This is a genomic window from Salmonella sp. 32031103-2018-00083-FB-01-SM-01, from assembly GCF_017571995.1.
GTDB classification, from domain to species: Bacteria; Pseudomonadota; Gammaproteobacteria; order Enterobacterales; family Enterobacteriaceae; genus Salmonella; species Salmonella enterica.
Genome location: NZ_JAGEQL010000012.1, coordinates 15,666 through 31,609, shown reverse-complemented (window position 1 = coordinate 31,609; position 15,944 = coordinate 15,666). Strand labels below are relative to the sequence as shown.

12 protein-coding genes and 2 pseudogenes are annotated in these 15,944 nt (G+C 52.3%); 11 read left to right on the top strand and 3 right to left on the bottom strand.

Translation table 11 applies throughout. From position 1 onward, the window contains the following. The 10 genes and pseudogenes from tuf to J4614_RS21390 all read left to right on the top strand — a co-directional run. Positions 1 to 134 (top strand): annotated as a pseudogene (gene tuf, locus J4614_RS21435) (elongation factor Tu); the annotation flags it as partial. A gap of 229 nt (positions 135 to 363) precedes the next feature. Continuing rightward, complete coding sequence (gene secE / locus J4614_RS21430; RefSeq protein ID WP_001275691.1) at positions 364 to 747, top strand: preprotein translocase subunit SecE; 384 nt, start codon at positions 364 to 366, stop codon at positions 745 to 747. 1 nt (position 748) lies between these two features. Further along, entirely contained in the window at positions 749 to 1,294 is a 546-nt protein-coding gene (gene nusG / locus J4614_RS21425) for a transcription termination/antitermination protein NusG (protein WP_001287521.1), read from the top strand. Between the two features lie 157 nt (positions 1,295 to 1,451). Next, a complete protein-coding gene (gene rplK, locus J4614_RS21420; RefSeq protein WP_001085926.1) occupies positions 1,452 to 1,880 on the top strand; it encodes a 50S ribosomal protein L11 in 429 nt (142 codons plus the stop codon). 3 nt (positions 1,881 to 1,883) lie between these two features. Beyond that, positions 1,884 to 2,588, top strand: a complete 705-nt coding sequence (gene rplA / locus J4614_RS21415; protein WP_001096676.1) for a 50S ribosomal protein L1 — start codon at positions 1,884 to 1,886, stop codon at positions 2,586 to 2,588. 415 nt (positions 2,589 to 3,003) lie between these two features. Further along, positions 3,004 to 3,501, top strand: a complete 498-nt coding sequence (gene rplJ, locus J4614_RS21410; protein ID WP_001207203.1) for a 50S ribosomal protein L10 — start codon at positions 3,004 to 3,006, stop codon at positions 3,499 to 3,501. Between the two features lie 66 nt (positions 3,502 to 3,567). Further along, entirely contained in the window at positions 3,568 to 3,933 is a 366-nt protein-coding gene (rplL, locus tag J4614_RS21405) for a 50S ribosomal protein L7/L12 (RefSeq protein ID WP_000028882.1), read from the top strand. Positions 3,934 to 4,250: 317 nt separating this feature from the next. After that, the gene (gene rpoB, locus J4614_RS21400) at positions 4,251 to 8,279 is read left to right on the top strand and encodes a DNA-directed RNA polymerase subunit beta (RefSeq protein WP_000263105.1); all 4,029 of its coding nucleotides are present in this window, start codon (positions 4,251 to 4,253) and stop codon (positions 8,277 to 8,279) included. A gap of 76 nt (positions 8,280 to 8,355) precedes the next feature. After that, positions 8,356 to 12,579 (top strand): DNA-directed RNA polymerase subunit beta', encoded by a 4,224-nt coding sequence (gene rpoC / locus J4614_RS21395; RefSeq protein WP_000653965.1) that lies wholly within the window; start codon positions 8,356 to 8,358, stop codon positions 12,577 to 12,579. A 41-nt stretch (positions 12,580 to 12,620) separates the two neighbouring features. Continuing rightward, positions 12,621 to 12,947: a hypothetical protein gene (locus J4614_RS21390; RefSeq protein ID WP_001663249.1), complete on the top strand. Its 327-nt coding sequence runs from the start codon at positions 12,621 to 12,623 to the stop codon at positions 12,945 to 12,947. Position 12,948: 1 nt separating this feature from the next. On the opposite strand, the gene J4614_RS21385 is transcribed toward J4614_RS21390, so the two are convergent. Continuing rightward, complete coding sequence (locus tag J4614_RS21385) at positions 12,949 to 13,293, bottom strand: hypothetical protein (RefSeq protein WP_031607738.1); 345 nt, start codon at positions 13,291 to 13,293, stop codon at positions 12,949 to 12,951. Positions 13,294 to 13,704: 411 nt separating this feature from the next. Between J4614_RS21385 and J4614_RS21380 the strand changes: the two are divergent. Further along, positions 13,705 to 13,889, top strand: a pseudogene (locus J4614_RS21380) (hypothetical protein); the annotation flags it as partial. A 153-nt stretch (positions 13,890 to 14,042) separates the two neighbouring features. Here the strand turns inward: J4614_RS21380 and thiH are convergent. Then, positions 14,043 to 15,176 (bottom strand): 2-iminoacetate synthase ThiH, encoded by a 1,134-nt coding sequence (thiH, locus tag J4614_RS21375; protein ID WP_001529309.1) that lies wholly within the window; start codon positions 15,174 to 15,176, stop codon positions 14,043 to 14,045. Further along, the gene (gene thiG, locus J4614_RS21370; RefSeq protein WP_001529310.1) at positions 15,173 to 15,943 is read right to left on the bottom strand and encodes a thiazole synthase; all 771 of its coding nucleotides are present in this window, start codon (positions 15,941 to 15,943) and stop codon (positions 15,173 to 15,175) included. The genes thiH and thiG overlap by 4 nt, the downstream gene beginning before the upstream one ends. Position 15,944 lies beyond the last annotated feature (1 nt).

The following is a 15,944-nucleotide window of genomic DNA, read 5'->3' as shown; positions in this document are numbered from 1 at the left end:
TAATGCCGGGCGACAACATCAAAATGGTTGTTACCCTGATCCACCCGATCGCAATGGACGACGGTCTGCGTTTCGCAATCCGTGAAGGCGGCCGTACCGTTGGCGCGGGCGTTGTTGCTAAAGTTCTCGGCTAATCGCTGATAACATTTGACGCAATGCGCAATAAAAGGGCATCATTTGATGCCCTTTTTGCACGCTTTCACACCAGAACCTGGCTCATCAGTGATTTTATTTGTCATAATCATTGCTGAGACAGGCTCTGTAGAGGGCGTATAATCCGAAAGGCGAATAAGCGTTTCGATTTGGATTGCCTCGCGATTGCGGGGTGAAAATGTTTGTAGAATACTTCTGACAGGTTGGTTTATGAGTGCGAATACCGAAGCTCAAGGGAGCGGGCGCGGCCTGGAAGCGATGAAGTGGATAGTTGTTGCCATATTGCTGATCGTCGCAATCGTCGGCAACTACCTCTATCGCGACATGATGCTGCCGCTGCGTGCGCTGGCCGTAGTAATTCTGATTGCTGCAGCGGGTGGTGTCGCGCTGTTGACGACAAAAGGTAAAGCAACCGTTGCTTTTGCCCGTGAAGCGAGAACCGAAGTCCGTAAGGTCATTTGGCCGACTCGCCAGGAAACGCTGCACACCACGCTGATCGTCGCTGCGGTTACCGCAGTTATGTCACTGATCCTGTGGGGACTGGATGGTATTCTGGTTCGCCTGGTATCCTTTATCACTGGCCTGAGGTTCTGAGATGTCTGAAGCACCTAAAAAGCGCTGGTACGTCGTTCAGGCGTTTTCCGGTTTTGAAGGCCGCGTAGCCACATCGCTGCGCGAGCATATCAAATTACACAATATGGAAGAGCTGTTTGGCGAAGTCATGGTGCCGACTGAAGAAGTCGTTGAGATCCGTGGCGGCCAGCGTCGCAAAAGCGAACGCAAATTCTTCCCGGGTTACGTTCTGGTCCAGATGGTCATGAACGACGCAAGCTGGCACCTGGTGCGTAGCGTGCCGCGTGTGATGGGCTTTATCGGCGGTACCTCTGACCGTCCGGCGCCGATCAGCGACAAAGAAGTCGATGCGATCATGAACCGCCTGCAGCAGGTTGGCGATAAGCCGCGGCCGAAAACTCTGTTTGAACCGGGTGAAATGGTTCGTGTTAACGACGGTCCGTTCGCAGACTTTAACGGCGTTGTCGAAGAAGTCGATTATGAGAAGTCTCGCCTGAAAGTGTCTGTTTCTATCTTCGGTCGTGCGACCCCGGTAGAGCTGGACTTCAGCCAGGTTGAGAAAGCGTAAGGCTGCGATCAAAAAAGCAGCGATCTAATCGTTGCATAGGGCGCGAAATTGACATACAATTTCGCGCCTTTTGTTTTTATGGGCCTTATGCCCATAAAGCGATATTTATCACGGGGAGCTTCTTTGAAGCGATACTACCCAATTCGAGGAATTTAGAATGGCTAAGAAAGTACAAGCCTACGTCAAGCTGCAGGTTGCAGCTGGTATGGCGAACCCGAGTCCGCCGGTTGGTCCAGCACTGGGTCAGCAGGGTGTGAACATCATGGAATTCTGCAAAGCGTTCAACGCAAAAACGGATTCCATCGAAAAAGGTCTGCCGATTCCGGTTGTTATTACCGTTTACGCTGACCGTTCTTTCACCTTCGTTACCAAAACGCCTCCGGCAGCTGTTCTGCTGAAAAAAGCGGCTGGTATCAAGTCTGGTTCCGGCAAGCCGAACAAAGACAAAGTAGGTAAAATTTCCCGCGCTCAGCTGCAGGAAATCGCGCAGACCAAAGCTGCCGACATGACCGGTGCCGACATTGAAGCGATGACTCGCTCCATCGAAGGTACTGCACGTTCCATGGGCCTGGTAGTGGAGGACTAAGAAATGGCTAAACTGACCAAGCGTATGCGCGTGATCCGTGAAAAAGTTGATGCGACCAAACAGTACGACATCAACGAAGCTATTGCCCTGCTGAAAGAGCTGGCCACTGCTAAATTCAACGAAAGCGTTGACGTTGCCGTTAACCTCGGCATCGATGCTCGTAAATCTGACCAGAACGTTCGTGGCGCGACTGTACTGCCGCACGGTACTGGCCGTTCTGTTCGCGTTGCCGTATTTACCCAGGGCCCGAACGCTGAAGCAGCTAAAGCTGCTGGCGCTGAGCTGGTAGGTATGGAAGATCTGGCTGACCAGATCAAGAAAGGCGAAATGAACTTCGACGTTGTTATCGCATCCCCGGATGCAATGCGCGTTGTTGGCCAGCTGGGCCAGGTTCTGGGTCCGCGCGGCCTGATGCCAAACCCGAAAGTCGGTACCGTAACGCCGAACGTTGCTGAAGCGGTTAAGAACGCTAAAGCAGGTCAGGTTCGTTACCGTAACGACAAAAACGGCATTATCCACACCACCATCGGTAAAGTGGACTTTGACGCTGACAAACTGAAAGAAAACCTGGAAGCTCTGCTGGTTGCGCTGAAAAAAGCAAAACCGAGCCAGGCGAAAGGCGTGTACATCAAGAAAGTTAGCATCTCCACCACCATGGGTGCTGGCGTTGCCGTTGATCAGGCTGGTCTGAGCGCATCTGCGAACTAAGATTAGTCTTTACGTGGGCGGTGATTTTGTCTACAATCTTACCCCCACGTATTCTGCTAGTTGCAGACGTATATCCGAGATATTCGGGTTGTGGCAAGGCGGCAACTGAGTGAGTCGTCAGGAGCATAGCTAACTATGTGACTGGTGCGAACGAAGGAAGCCAACGCTGCCACAAGCTGAATAGCGACGGATAGAAAAGATTTGTTCGTTGGAGCCTGGCCTATCCAGGCCTCCGTCGAAGACCGCAGGCGTCTCGCAAGAGGCTTAATCCCCTGCGTAGACGGTGACAGAACGCTAAGATTATTTTTTATACTCTGGCTTGTTTCTGCTCACCGTATTAAGACGCTCTTCTCGTTGAGATGAGTGAAGTGAGTTCCGGAACATGAGTTCCGGCAAACATCCAGGAGCAAAGCTAATGGCTTTAAATCTTCAAGACAAACAAGCGATTGTTGCTGAAGTCAGCGAAGTAGCCAAAGGCGCGCTGTCTGCAGTAGTTGCGGATTCCCGTGGCGTAACTGTAGATAAAATGACTGAACTGCGTAAAGCAGGTCGTGAAGCTGGCGTATACATGCGTGTTGTTCGTAACACCCTGCTGCGTCGCGTCGTTGAAGGTACTCAGTTCGAGTGCCTGAAAGACACGTTTGTTGGTCCGACCCTGATTGCATACTCTATGGAACACCCGGGCGCTGCTGCTCGTCTGTTCAAAGAGTTCGCGAAAGCGAATGCAAAATTTGAGGTCAAAGCTGCAGCCTTTGAAGGTGAGCTGATCCCGGCGTCTCAGATCGACCGCCTGGCAACTCTGCCGACCTACGAAGAAGCAATTGCACGCCTGATGGCAACCATGAAAGAAGCTTCGGCTGGCAAACTGGTTCGCACACTGGCTGCTGTACGCGATGCAAAAGAAGCTGCGTAATCGCAGTTGTCTTTATCAAGCATTTGCTTACGTATAAACTTATTCTGATATTCAGGAACAATTTAAATGTCTATCACTAAAGATCAAATCATTGAAGCAGTATCCGCTATGTCCGTAATGGACGTTGTAGAACTGATTTCTGCAATGGAAGAAAAATTCGGTGTTTCCGCTGCTGCTGCTGTAGCTGTAGCTGCTGGCCCGGCTGAAGCTGCTGAAGAAAAAACTGAATTCGACGTAATTCTGAAAGCTGCTGGCGCTAACAAAGTTGCTGTTATCAAAGCAGTACGTGGCGCAACTGGCCTGGGTCTGAAAGAAGCTAAAGACCTGGTAGAATCTGCTCCGGCCGCTCTGAAAGAAGGCGTGAGCAAAGATGACGCTGAAGCACTGAAAAAATCTCTGGAAGAAGCTGGCGCTGAAGTTGAAGTTAAATAAGCCAACCCTTCCGGTTGCAGCCTGAGAAATCAGGCTGATGGCTGGTGACTTTTTAGTCACCAGCCTTTTTGCGCTGTAAGGCGCCAGTAGCGTTTCACACTGTTTGACTACTGCTGTGCCTTTCAATGCTTGTTTCTATCGACGACTTAATATACTGCGACAGAGCGTACGTTCTGTGTAAATCGCAATGAAATGGTTTAAGCGTGATAGCAACAGGCATTGCGGAAAGTATCCATTTTCCGGTCAACAAAATAGTGTTGCACAAACTGTCCCCCGCAGGACAGATGGGTCGACTTGTCAGCGAGCTGAGGAACCCTATGGTTTACTCCTATACCGAGAAAAAACGTATTCGTAAGGATTTTGGTAAACGTCCACAAGTTCTGGATGTACCTTATCTCCTTTCTATCCAGCTTGACTCGTTTCAGAAGTTTATCGAGCAAGATCCTGAAGGGCAGTACGGCCTGGAAGCAGCCTTCCGTTCCGTGTTCCCGATTCAGAGCTACAGCGGTAATTCCGAGCTGCAGTACGTCAGCTACCGCCTTGGCGAACCGGTGTTTGACGTTCAGGAATGTCAGATCCGTGGCGTGACCTATTCCGCACCGCTGCGCGTAAAACTGCGTCTGGTGATCTACGAGCGCGAAGCGCCGGAAGGCACCGTTAAAGACATTAAAGAACAAGAAGTCTACATGGGCGAAATTCCGCTCATGACCGACAACGGTACCTTTGTTATCAACGGTACTGAGCGTGTTATCGTTTCTCAGCTGCACCGTAGTCCGGGCGTCTTCTTTGACTCCGACAAAGGTAAAACCCACTCTTCGGGTAAAGTGCTGTATAACGCGCGCATCATTCCTTACCGTGGTTCCTGGCTGGACTTCGAATTCGATCCGAAGGACAACCTGTTCGTGCGTATCGACCGTCGCCGTAAACTGCCTGCGACCATCATCCTGCGTGCGCTGAACTACACCACTGAGCAGATCCTTGACCTGTTCTTTGAGAAAGTCGTCTTCGAAATTCGCGACAACAAGCTGCAGATGGAGCTGATTCCAGAACGTCTGCGCGGCGAAACTGCGTCGTTCGATATCGAAGCTAACGGCAAAGTGTACGTTGAAAAAGGTCGTCGCATTACCGCGCGTCACATCCGTCAGCTGGAAAAAGACGATATCAAGCATATCGAAGTTCCGGTTGAGTACATCGCAGGCAAAGTCGTCTCTAAAGACTACGTTGACGAATCCACTGGCGAGCTGATCTGCGCGGCGAACATGGAGCTGAGCCTGGATCTGCTGGCTAAACTGAGCCAGTCCGGCCACAAGCGTATCGAAACGCTGTTTACCAACGATCTGGACCACGGCCCGTACATTTCTGAAACGGTACGCGTCGACCCAACTAACGATCGTCTGAGCGCGCTGGTAGAAATCTACCGCATGATGCGCCCTGGTGAGCCGCCGACTCGTGAAGCGGCTGAAAGCCTGTTCGAGAACCTGTTCTTCTCCGAAGACCGCTATGACCTGTCTGCGGTGGGTCGTATGAAGTTCAACCGTTCTCTGCTGCGCGACGAAATCGAAGGTTCCGGTATCCTGAGCAAAGACGACATCATTGATGTCATGAAGAAGCTCATCGATATCCGTAACGGTAAAGGCGAAGTGGATGATATCGACCACCTCGGCAACCGTCGTATCCGTTCCGTCGGCGAAATGGCGGAAAACCAGTTCCGCGTTGGCCTGGTGCGTGTAGAGCGTGCGGTGAAAGAGCGTCTGTCTCTGGGCGATCTGGATACCCTGATGCCTCAGGATATGATCAACGCCAAGCCGATTTCCGCGGCAGTGAAAGAGTTCTTTGGTTCCAGCCAGCTGTCTCAGTTTATGGACCAGAACAACCCGCTGTCTGAGATTACGCACAAACGTCGTATCTCCGCACTCGGCCCAGGCGGTCTGACCCGCGAACGCGCAGGCTTCGAAGTTCGAGACGTACACCCGACGCACTACGGTCGCGTATGTCCAATCGAAACGCCGGAAGGTCCGAACATCGGTCTGATCAACTCCCTGTCCGTGTACGCACAGACTAACGAATATGGCTTCCTTGAGACGCCGTACCGTCGTGTGGTTGATGGCGTGGTCACTGACGAAATTCATTACCTGTCTGCTATCGAAGAAGGCAACTACGTTATCGCTCAGGCGAACTCCAACCTGGATGACGAAGGCCACTTTGTAGAAGATCTGGTTACCTGCCGTAGCAAAGGCGAATCCAGCTTGTTCAGCCGTGACCAGGTTGACTACATGGACGTTTCCACCCAGCAGGTGGTCTCCGTCGGTGCGTCCCTGATCCCGTTCCTGGAACACGATGACGCCAACCGTGCATTGATGGGTGCGAACATGCAACGTCAGGCGGTTCCGACTCTGCGTGCTGATAAGCCGCTGGTGGGTACCGGTATGGAACGTGCTGTCGCCGTCGACTCCGGTGTTACTGCAGTAGCTAAACGTGGCGGTACTGTTCAGTACGTGGATGCATCCCGTATCGTTATCAAAGTTAACGAAGACGAGATGTACCCGGGCGAAGCGGGTATCGACATCTATAACCTGACCAAATACACCCGCTCTAACCAGAACACCTGTATCAACCAGATGCCATGTGTGTCTCTGGGCGAGCCGGTTGAACGCGGCGACGTGCTGGCAGACGGTCCGTCCACCGACCTCGGTGAACTGGCGCTCGGTCAGAACATGCGCGTGGCGTTCATGCCGTGGAACGGCTACAACTTCGAAGACTCCATCCTCGTATCCGAGCGTGTTGTCCAGGAAGACCGTTTCACCACCATCCACATTCAGGAACTGGCGTGCGTGTCCCGTGACACCAAGCTAGGGCCGGAAGAGATCACCGCTGATATCCCGAACGTGGGTGAAGCTGCGCTCTCCAAACTGGATGAATCCGGTATCGTTTACATCGGCGCGGAAGTGACCGGCGGTGACATTCTGGTCGGTAAGGTGACGCCGAAAGGTGAAACCCAGCTGACGCCGGAAGAGAAACTACTGCGTGCGATCTTCGGTGAGAAAGCGTCTGACGTTAAAGACTCTTCTCTGCGCGTACCTAACGGTGTCTCCGGTACGGTTATCGACGTTCAGGTCTTTACTCGCGATGGCGTAGAAAAAGACAAACGTGCTCTGGAAATCGAAGAGATGCAGCTCAAGCAGGCGAAAAAAGACCTGTCTGAAGAACTGCAAATCCTCGAAGCGGGCCTGTTTAGCCGTATCCGTGCGGTGCTGGTGTCCGGCGGCGTTGAAGCTGAGAAGCTCGACAAACTGCCGCGCGACCGCTGGTTGGAACTCGGTCTGACCGACGAAGAGAAACAAAATCAGCTGGAACAACTGGCTGAGCAGTATGACGAACTGAAACACGAGTTCGAGAAAAAACTTGAAGCGAAGCGCCGTAAAATCACCCAGGGCGACGATCTGGCGCCGGGCGTGCTGAAGATCGTGAAGGTCTATCTGGCCGTTAAACGCCGTATCCAGCCGGGTGATAAGATGGCAGGTCGTCACGGTAACAAGGGTGTTATCTCTAAGATCAACCCGATCGAAGACATGCCTTACGATGAAAACGGCACGCCGGTAGACATCGTACTGAACCCGCTGGGCGTACCGTCTCGTATGAACATTGGTCAGATTCTGGAAACCCACCTGGGTATGGCTGCGAAAGGTATTGGCGACAAGATTAACGCCATGCTGAAACAGCAGCAGGAAGTCGCGAAACTGCGCGAATTCATCCAGCGTGCCTACGATCTGGGCGCCGACGTTCGTCAGAAAGTCGACCTGAGCACCTTCAGCGATGATGAAGTGCTGCGTCTGGCAGAAAACCTGCGTAAAGGTATGCCGATTGCCACACCAGTGTTCGACGGTGCGAAAGAAGCGGAAATCAAAGAGCTGCTGAAACTGGGCGATCTGCCGACCTCCGGTCAGATCACCCTGTTCGATGGCCGTACGGGTGAACAGTTCGAACGTCCGGTAACCGTCGGTTACATGTACATGCTGAAACTGAACCACCTGGTTGATGACAAGATGCATGCGCGTTCTACCGGTTCTTACAGCCTGGTTACTCAGCAGCCGCTGGGTGGTAAGGCGCAGTTCGGTGGTCAGCGCTTCGGGGAGATGGAAGTGTGGGCGCTGGAAGCTTACGGCGCCGCCTACACCCTGCAGGAAATGCTCACCGTTAAGTCTGATGACGTGAACGGCCGTACTAAGATGTATAAGAACATCGTGGACGGCAACCATCAGATGGAACCGGGTATGCCGGAATCCTTCAACGTTCTGTTGAAAGAGATCCGCTCGCTGGGCATCAACATCGAACTGGAAGACGAGTAATTCTCGCTCAAACAGGTCACTGGTGTCGGGGTAAAACCCGACACCAGATTGTGCTAACTCCGACGGGAGCAAATCCGTGAAAGATTTATTAAAGTTTCTGAAAGCGCAGACTAAAACCGAAGAGTTTGATGCGATCAAAATTGCTCTGGCTTCGCCAGACATGATCCGTTCATGGTCTTTCGGTGAAGTTAAAAAGCCGGAAACCATCAACTACCGTACGTTCAAACCTGAGCGTGACGGCCTTTTCTGCGCCCGTATCTTTGGGCCGGTAAAAGACTACGAGTGCCTGTGCGGTAAGTACAAGCGCCTGAAACACCGTGGTGTTATTTGTGAGAAGTGCGGCGTTGAAGTGACCCAGACCAAAGTACGCCGTGAGCGTATGGGCCACATCGAGCTGGCGTCTCCGACTGCTCACATCTGGTTCCTGAAATCGCTGCCGTCCCGTATCGGTCTGCTGCTCGATATGCCGCTGCGCGATATCGAACGCGTACTGTACTTCGAATCTTATGTGGTTATCGAAGGCGGTATGACCAACCTGGAACGTCAACAGATCCTGACTGAAGAGCAGTATCTGGACGCGCTGGAAGAGTTCGGTGACGAATTCGACGCGAAGATGGGTGCGGAAGCTATCCAGGCCCTGCTGAAGAGCATGGATCTGGAGCAAGAGTGTGAAACTCTGCGCGAAGAGCTGAACGAAACCAACTCCGAAACCAAGCGTAAAAAGCTGACCAAGCGTATCAAACTGCTGGAAGCCTTCGTACAGTCTGGCAACAAGCCAGAGTGGATGATCCTGACCGTTCTGCCGGTTCTGCCGCCAGATCTGCGTCCGCTGGTTCCGCTGGATGGTGGTCGTTTCGCCACGTCAGATCTGAACGATCTGTATCGTCGCGTCATTAACCGTAACAACCGTCTGAAACGTCTGCTGGATCTGGCTGCGCCGGACATCATCGTACGCAACGAAAAACGTATGCTGCAGGAAGCGGTTGACGCCCTGCTGGATAACGGTCGTCGCGGTCGTGCGATCACCGGTTCTAACAAGCGTCCTCTGAAATCTTTGGCCGACATGATCAAAGGTAAACAGGGTCGTTTCCGTCAGAACCTGCTCGGTAAGCGTGTTGACTACTCCGGTCGTTCTGTTATCACCGTAGGTCCATACCTGCGTCTGCACCAGTGCGGTCTGCCGAAGAAAATGGCGCTGGAGCTGTTCAAACCGTTCATCTACGGCAAACTGGAATTGCGTGGCCTTGCCACCACCATCAAAGCCGCGAAGAAAATGGTTGAGCGCGAAGAAGCTGTCGTTTGGGATATCCTGGACGAAGTGATCCGCGAACACCCGGTACTGCTGAACCGTGCGCCGACTCTGCACCGTCTGGGTATCCAGGCCTTTGAACCGGTACTGATCGAAGGTAAAGCTATCCAGCTGCACCCGCTGGTTTGTGCGGCCTATAACGCCGACTTCGATGGTGACCAGATGGCTGTTCACGTACCGCTGACGCTGGAAGCCCAGCTGGAAGCGCGTGCGCTGATGATGTCTACCAACAACATCCTGTCTCCGGCGAACGGTGAACCTATCATCGTTCCGTCTCAGGACGTGGTATTGGGTCTGTACTACATGACCCGTGACTGTGTTAACGCCAAAGGCGAAGGCATGGTGCTGACTGGCCCGAAAGAAGCTGAGCGTATCTATCGCGCAGGTCTGGCCTCTCTGCATGCGCGCGTTAAAGTGCGTATCACTGAATATGAAAAAGATGAAAACGGCGAATTCGTTGCGCACACCAGCCTGAAAGACACGACCGTTGGTCGCGCCATTCTGTGGATGATCGTACCGAAAGGTCTGCCTTTCTCCATCGTCAACCAGGCGCTGGGCAAGAAAGCGATCTCCAAAATGCTGAACACTTGCTACCGTATTCTGGGCCTGAAACCGACCGTTATTTTTGCGGACCAGACGATGTACACCGGCTTTGCTTATGCAGCGCGTTCAGGTGCGTCCGTTGGTATTGATGACATGGTCATCCCGGAGAAAAAACACGAGATCATCTCTGAGGCGGAAGCTGAAGTTGCTGAGATCCAGGAGCAGTTCCAGTCCGGTCTGGTAACCGCTGGCGAACGCTATAACAAAGTTATCGATATCTGGGCTGCGGCGAACGATCGTGTATCCAAAGCGATGATGGATAACCTGCAAACCGAAACCGTGATTAACCGTGACGGCCAGGAAGAGCAGCAGGTCTCCTTCAACAGCATCTACATGATGGCCGACTCCGGTGCGCGTGGTTCTGCGGCACAGATTCGTCAGCTTGCTGGTATGCGTGGTCTGATGGCGAAGCCGGATGGCTCCATCATCGAAACGCCAATCACCGCGAACTTCCGTGAAGGTCTGAACGTACTCCAGTACTTCATCTCCACCCACGGTGCGCGTAAAGGTCTGGCGGATACCGCACTGAAAACTGCGAACTCCGGTTATCTGACCCGTCGTCTGGTTGACGTCGCGCAGGATCTGGTGGTGACCGAAGATGACTGTGGTACGCACGAAGGTATCCTGATGACCCCAGTTATCGAGGGTGGCGACGTGAAAGAGCCGCTGCGTGACCGCGTTCTGGGTCGTGTGACGGCGGAAGATGTGCTGAAACCGGGTACCGCGGACATTCTGGTTCCACGCAACACGCTGCTGCACGAACAGTGGTGTGACCTGCTGGAAGCAAACTCCGTTGACGCCGTTAAAGTGCGTTCCGTTGTATCCTGCGACACCGACTTTGGTGTATGTGCGCACTGCTATGGTCGTGACCTGGCGCGTGGCCACATCATCAACAAAGGTGAAGCTATCGGCGTTATCGCGGCACAGTCCATCGGTGAACCGGGTACCCAGCTGACGATGCGTACGTTCCACATCGGTGGTGCAGCATCGCGTGCGGCTGCTGAATCCAGCATTCAGGTGAAAAACAAAGGTAGCATCAAGCTCAGCAACGTGAAGTCGGTTGTGAACTCCAGCGGTAAACTGGTTATCACTTCCCGTAACACCGAACTGAAGCTGATCGACGAATTCGGTCGTACCAAAGAGAGCTATAAAGTGCCTTATGGCGCTGTCATGGCGAAAGGTGATGGCGAGCAGGTTGCCGGCGGCGAAACCGTGGCAAACTGGGACCCGCACACCATGCCGGTTATCACCGAAGTGAGTGGTTTCATCCGCTTCACTGACATGATCGACGGTCAGACCATTACGCGTCAGACCGACGAGCTGACCGGTTTGTCTTCGCTGGTGGTTCTGGATTCGGCTGAACGTACTACTGGTGGTAAGGATCTGCGTCCGGCGCTGAAAATCGTTGATGCTCAGGGTAATGACGTTCTGATCCCGGGTACCGATATGCCTGCGCAGTACTTCCTGCCGGGTAAAGCGATTGTACAGCTGGAAGATGGCGTACAGATCAGTTCTGGTGACACCCTGGCGCGTATTCCGCAGGAATCCGGCGGTACCAAGGATATCACCGGTGGTCTGCCGCGCGTTGCGGACCTGTTCGAAGCGCGTCGTCCGAAAGAGCCGGCAATCCTTGCTGAAATCGCAGGTATCGTTTCCTTCGGTAAAGAAACCAAAGGCAAACGTCGTCTGGTGATTACGCCGGTTGATGGTAGTGACCCGTACGAAGAGATGATTCCGAAATGGCGTCAGCTCAACGTGTTCGAAGGGGAACGTGTAGAACGTGGTGATGTGATTTCCGATGGTCCGGAAGCGCCGCACGACATTCTGCGTCTGCGTGGCGTTCATGCTGTGACGCGTTACATCGTTAACGAAGTCCAGGATGTATACCGTCTGCAGGGCGTTAAGATTAACGATAAACACATCGAAGTTATCGTTCGTCAGATGCTGCGTAAAGCGACCATCGAAAGCGCCGGTAGTTCCGACTTCCTGGAAGGCGAACAGGTTGAATACTCTCGCGTCAAGATCGCTAACCGCGAGCTGGAAGCGAACGGCAAAGTGGGGGCTACCTTCTCCCGCGATCTGCTGGGTATCACCAAAGCGTCTCTGGCAACCGAATCGTTCATCTCTGCCGCATCGTTCCAGGAGACCACGCGTGTCCTGACCGAAGCAGCCGTTGCGGGCAAACGCGACGAACTGCGCGGCCTGAAAGAGAACGTTATCGTGGGTCGTCTGATTCCGGCCGGTACCGGTTATGCGTACCACCAGGATCGTATGCGCCGTCGCGCCGCGGGCGAGCAGCCAGCAACACCGCAGGTGACTGCAGAAGATGCATCTGCCAGCCTGGCAGAACTGCTGAACGCAGGTCTGGGCGGTTCTGATAACGAGTAATCGTTAAATGGTGGAGGGGTATTTATCCCTCCACCAGCTTCATGCTGGATGCCGAATTCCGGGTCGCTTGCCTACAAGGAAAGAAAATGCCAGCGATTATTTCATTAATCTATTTGATGTTTAGTCTTTTGGTATTTACAAAAAAGATAACCATTTCAAACGTTCTGTCCGCTTTTTTATTGTTTCTATCGTTATATATACTTCACCATAAATCATTACTGATATTTATTTATTGTCTTATTATTATTGTCGCCACCGTTATTCTTCATCGAGTCAAAATCAGCGCGGATAAAAAAGCCGTATTTTATTTTTCAATGCCATGCTGGCTCTTGATTTTATCTGTAATTATAAATTTAATGAATAAATAAATTATTTTTTTATGACTCTTGTTTCTCGTATTATTGGTGAAAACTCATTATCACTGTTTATATGAATAAATTGTCCAGTTTTTGCATTATATTTTGCCATCGCACAGGGAAGACTATTACCGCCGTTAGCCATAACAAATTTTGCTTTTGTATTACGATAAAGATTGACGCCAGGAATGGGGGCCTGCCCGAATGTATAAGGCGTTGGGACACTTACATTATGTTTTTTTGAGAACCACTTTGCTAAAATCCCGCCAACGCCATCAACCGGCATAATAAAAGTAGAGAATCCACAATACTCAAAATTGAAATTTTTTACCATTGGGTTTGGTTTTTTCTGTAACATTGAATCCAAATGTGACTTTAAATTTATCCCATAAATCTAACTTATTAAAGTCTATTGGTCCGCTATTATAAAATGCCTGCTGTTCATACATTAAATGATAAACCTGGTTTATTGATTGTTTACGCGTGACATTTTAAATTATTAAATGGAGTATTTAATTCCATTAAGGTCTTTAGGCCGAAAAAACACACAGACGACTTTATAATCGGACAATACACCAATCCCAGATGTCCGAGGATGTAGTGCGTATAGGTAAAATGATATGTATTATCTCAGACCTGATCTGACAGTTACCGGTTATTTATACAGATATCTGTCAGATTACATCTGGCTTAAATTTTTCTCAGCCCAGATGCGTTTTCCATCAAGTAACGTTACCATCGGCGTTCGGCCGCAACACATTTTTCCCTGATGGGTTCGCCCCTGATTCCCGTTGTTCTGGGGCATCATTTTATGGACAAAAACGATCAGCAGACACGGTTGGAAGAGGGCCGCCAGAGAAATTACAGTCAGGAACGCTGCCCAAAAACTTCAAGTTCACCGCTATTTCGATAATCCAGTGGCCAGCCCTCGGTCGTCAATTACTGATGAAGGGGAGAAGGCTGGGCAAAAATGAGGAAGGGATACTTTGCCCTGGTCAGCTTCCGTTGCTGACGATGACAAAATAAAAAAACGGGAGGTCGATAACAATCTCCCGTTTTTCACATTACGTACTCGCTTGTGAAATACTAATGCGTTTACATACGGGTTCACCGCATTTGCGAAGCGCGCCCCAGCCAACTGTCCCAGTCTTTCCAGACGGGCTGTAACCCTTGCGCGCTTAACGCGCTTGCTACGGCTTCAGGCCGACGGGCATCGTGGGGAGAAAACTGCTCCAGTTCTGGATGATCGTCAGCGTAGCCACCGGGCTGGGTTTTCGAGAAGGCGCTAACGTTGTTGATCGCCAACGGGATCACGTTATCGCGAAACCACGGCGATTCGCGGGTGGAGAGTGATAATTCAATTTCCGGCGCCAATAACCGGAAAGCGCAAATCGTTTGCACCAGTTGCTTTTCATCCATCACAGATGCGGGTTCCACACCGCCAGTACACGGACGCAGACGCGGGAAGGAAACAGAATAGCGACTCTGCCAGTAGTGTTTCTGCATCCACAACAGATGTTCCGCCACCATATAGCAGTCCACCCGCCAACTGTCAGAAAGCCCAATCAGCGCGCCAAGACCGATTTTGTCGATACCTGCCCGGCCTAACCGATCCGGCGTTTCCAGCCGCCAGAAAAAGTCCTGTTTCTTTCCCTTCAGGTGATGCTGTGCATAGATTGCCTCATGGTAAGTTTCCTGATAAACCATCACGCCATCGATCCCCAGCGTTTTGAGCTCCGCATAGTTTTCTTGCGACAAGGGCTGGACTTCCATCTGTAATGATGAAAATTGACGGCGGATAGCCGGTAAATGACGGCGAAAATAGTCCATTCCTACTTTGGCCTGATGTTCGCCAGTCACCAGCAACAGATGCTCAAAGCCCAGTTTACGGATAGCATCGCACTCCCTTTGAATATCCACCTCATCCAGCGTTTTACGCTTAATGCGGTTGCTCATCGAGAAACCGCAGTAGGTACAGTCGTTGGCGCACAGGTTCGAGAGATAAAGCGGCACATAGAAACTGACGGTGTTGCCAAAGCGCTGGCGGGTAAGTTTTTGCGCGCGCTGCGCCATCGGCTCCAGATAATCGGCGGCAGCGGGGGAGAGCAGAGCCATCAAATCGTCCCGGCTAAGATGCGCGGCGTTCAGCGCGCGCTCCACGTCAGCGGCGGTTTTACCGTTGATGCGCAGGCGAATATCGTCCCAGTCGAGCTGCCGCCAACGGTCGCTGAAGGTTTTCATGCTAACGCCTCCAGAAACCCGGTGAGCGGGCTGGTGGCGCTGGCCTGCGAACTTTTGCTTCCTGGCACAGCCTGCCGCGCCAGTACTCCCGCTTCTACAGCCAGGCGGAAAGCGGTTGCCATCATCACCGGATCGTCCGCCACGGCAATCGCGGTGTTAACCAGCACCGCATCAGCGCCCATTTCCAGCGCTTGCGTCGCGTGGCTGGGGACGCCGATCCCGGCGTCGACCACCACCGGCACGGTGGCCTGCTGGATAATAATCTCCAGCATCGCTTTGGTTTCCAGCCCCTGATTCGAACCGATGGGCGCGCCAAGCGGCATCACCGCCGAACAGCCAACTTCTTCCAGCCGTTTGCACAGCACCGGATCTGCGCCGCAGTAAGGCAGCACCACAAAACCCTGCTTCACCAGCGCCTCGGCGGCTTTTAGCGTTTCAATCGGGTCCGGCAATAGCCAGCGGGCGTCCGGGTGGATTTCTAATTTCAGCCAGTGGGTACCCAGCGCTTCACGCGCCAGTTGGGCGGCGAAAATCGCCTCTTCGGCAGTTTTCGCTCCTGAAGTATTGGGCAGCAGCGTGACGCCCGCTTCAATGAGCGGCATGAGGATAGCGTCGTTGTGCTGACGTAAATCCACGCGCTTCATCGCCAGCGTCACCAACTGGCTGCCGGAGGCGCGAATCGCCTCGACCATCAGCTGCGACGAAGCAAATTTTCCGGTGCCGGTGAACAGATGTGAATTAAACGTTTTGTCGGCAATACGTAACATC

Bases quoted from the DNA above. Each gene is read 5' to 3' on its own strand.
- rplJ (WP_001207203.1), top strand. From the start codon at position 3,004: ATGGCTTTAAATCTTCAAGACAAACAAGCGATTGTTGCTGAAGTCAGC.
- thiG (WP_001529310.1), bottom strand. From the start codon at position 15,943: ATGTTACGTATTGCCGACAAAACGTTTAATTCACATCTGTTCACCGGC.
- nusG (WP_001287521.1), top strand. From the start codon at position 749: ATGTCTGAAGCACCTAAAAAGCGCTGGTACGTCGTTCAGGCGTTTTCC.
- secE (WP_001275691.1), top strand. From the start codon at position 364: ATGAGTGCGAATACCGAAGCTCAAGGGAGCGGGCGCGGCCTGGAAGCG.
- rplL (WP_000028882.1), top strand. From the start codon at position 3,568: ATGTCTATCACTAAAGATCAAATCATTGAAGCAGTATCCGCTATGTCC.
- rplA (WP_001096676.1), top strand. From the start codon at position 1,884: ATGGCTAAACTGACCAAGCGTATGCGCGTGATCCGTGAAAAAGTTGAT.
- rpoB (WP_000263105.1), top strand. From the start codon at position 4,251: ATGGTTTACTCCTATACCGAGAAAAAACGTATTCGTAAGGATTTTGGT.
- rplK (WP_001085926.1), top strand. From the start codon at position 1,452: ATGGCTAAGAAAGTACAAGCCTACGTCAAGCTGCAGGTTGCAGCTGGT.
- J4614_RS21385 (WP_031607738.1), bottom strand. From the start codon at position 13,293: ATGTTACAGAAAAAACCAAACCCAATGGTAAAAAATTTCAATTTTGAG.
- J4614_RS21390 (WP_001663249.1), top strand. From the start codon at position 12,621: ATGCTGGATGCCGAATTCCGGGTCGCTTGCCTACAAGGAAAGAAAATG.
- thiH (WP_001529309.1), bottom strand. From the start codon at position 15,176: ATGAAAACCTTCAGCGACCGTTGGCGGCAGCTCGACTGGGACGATATT.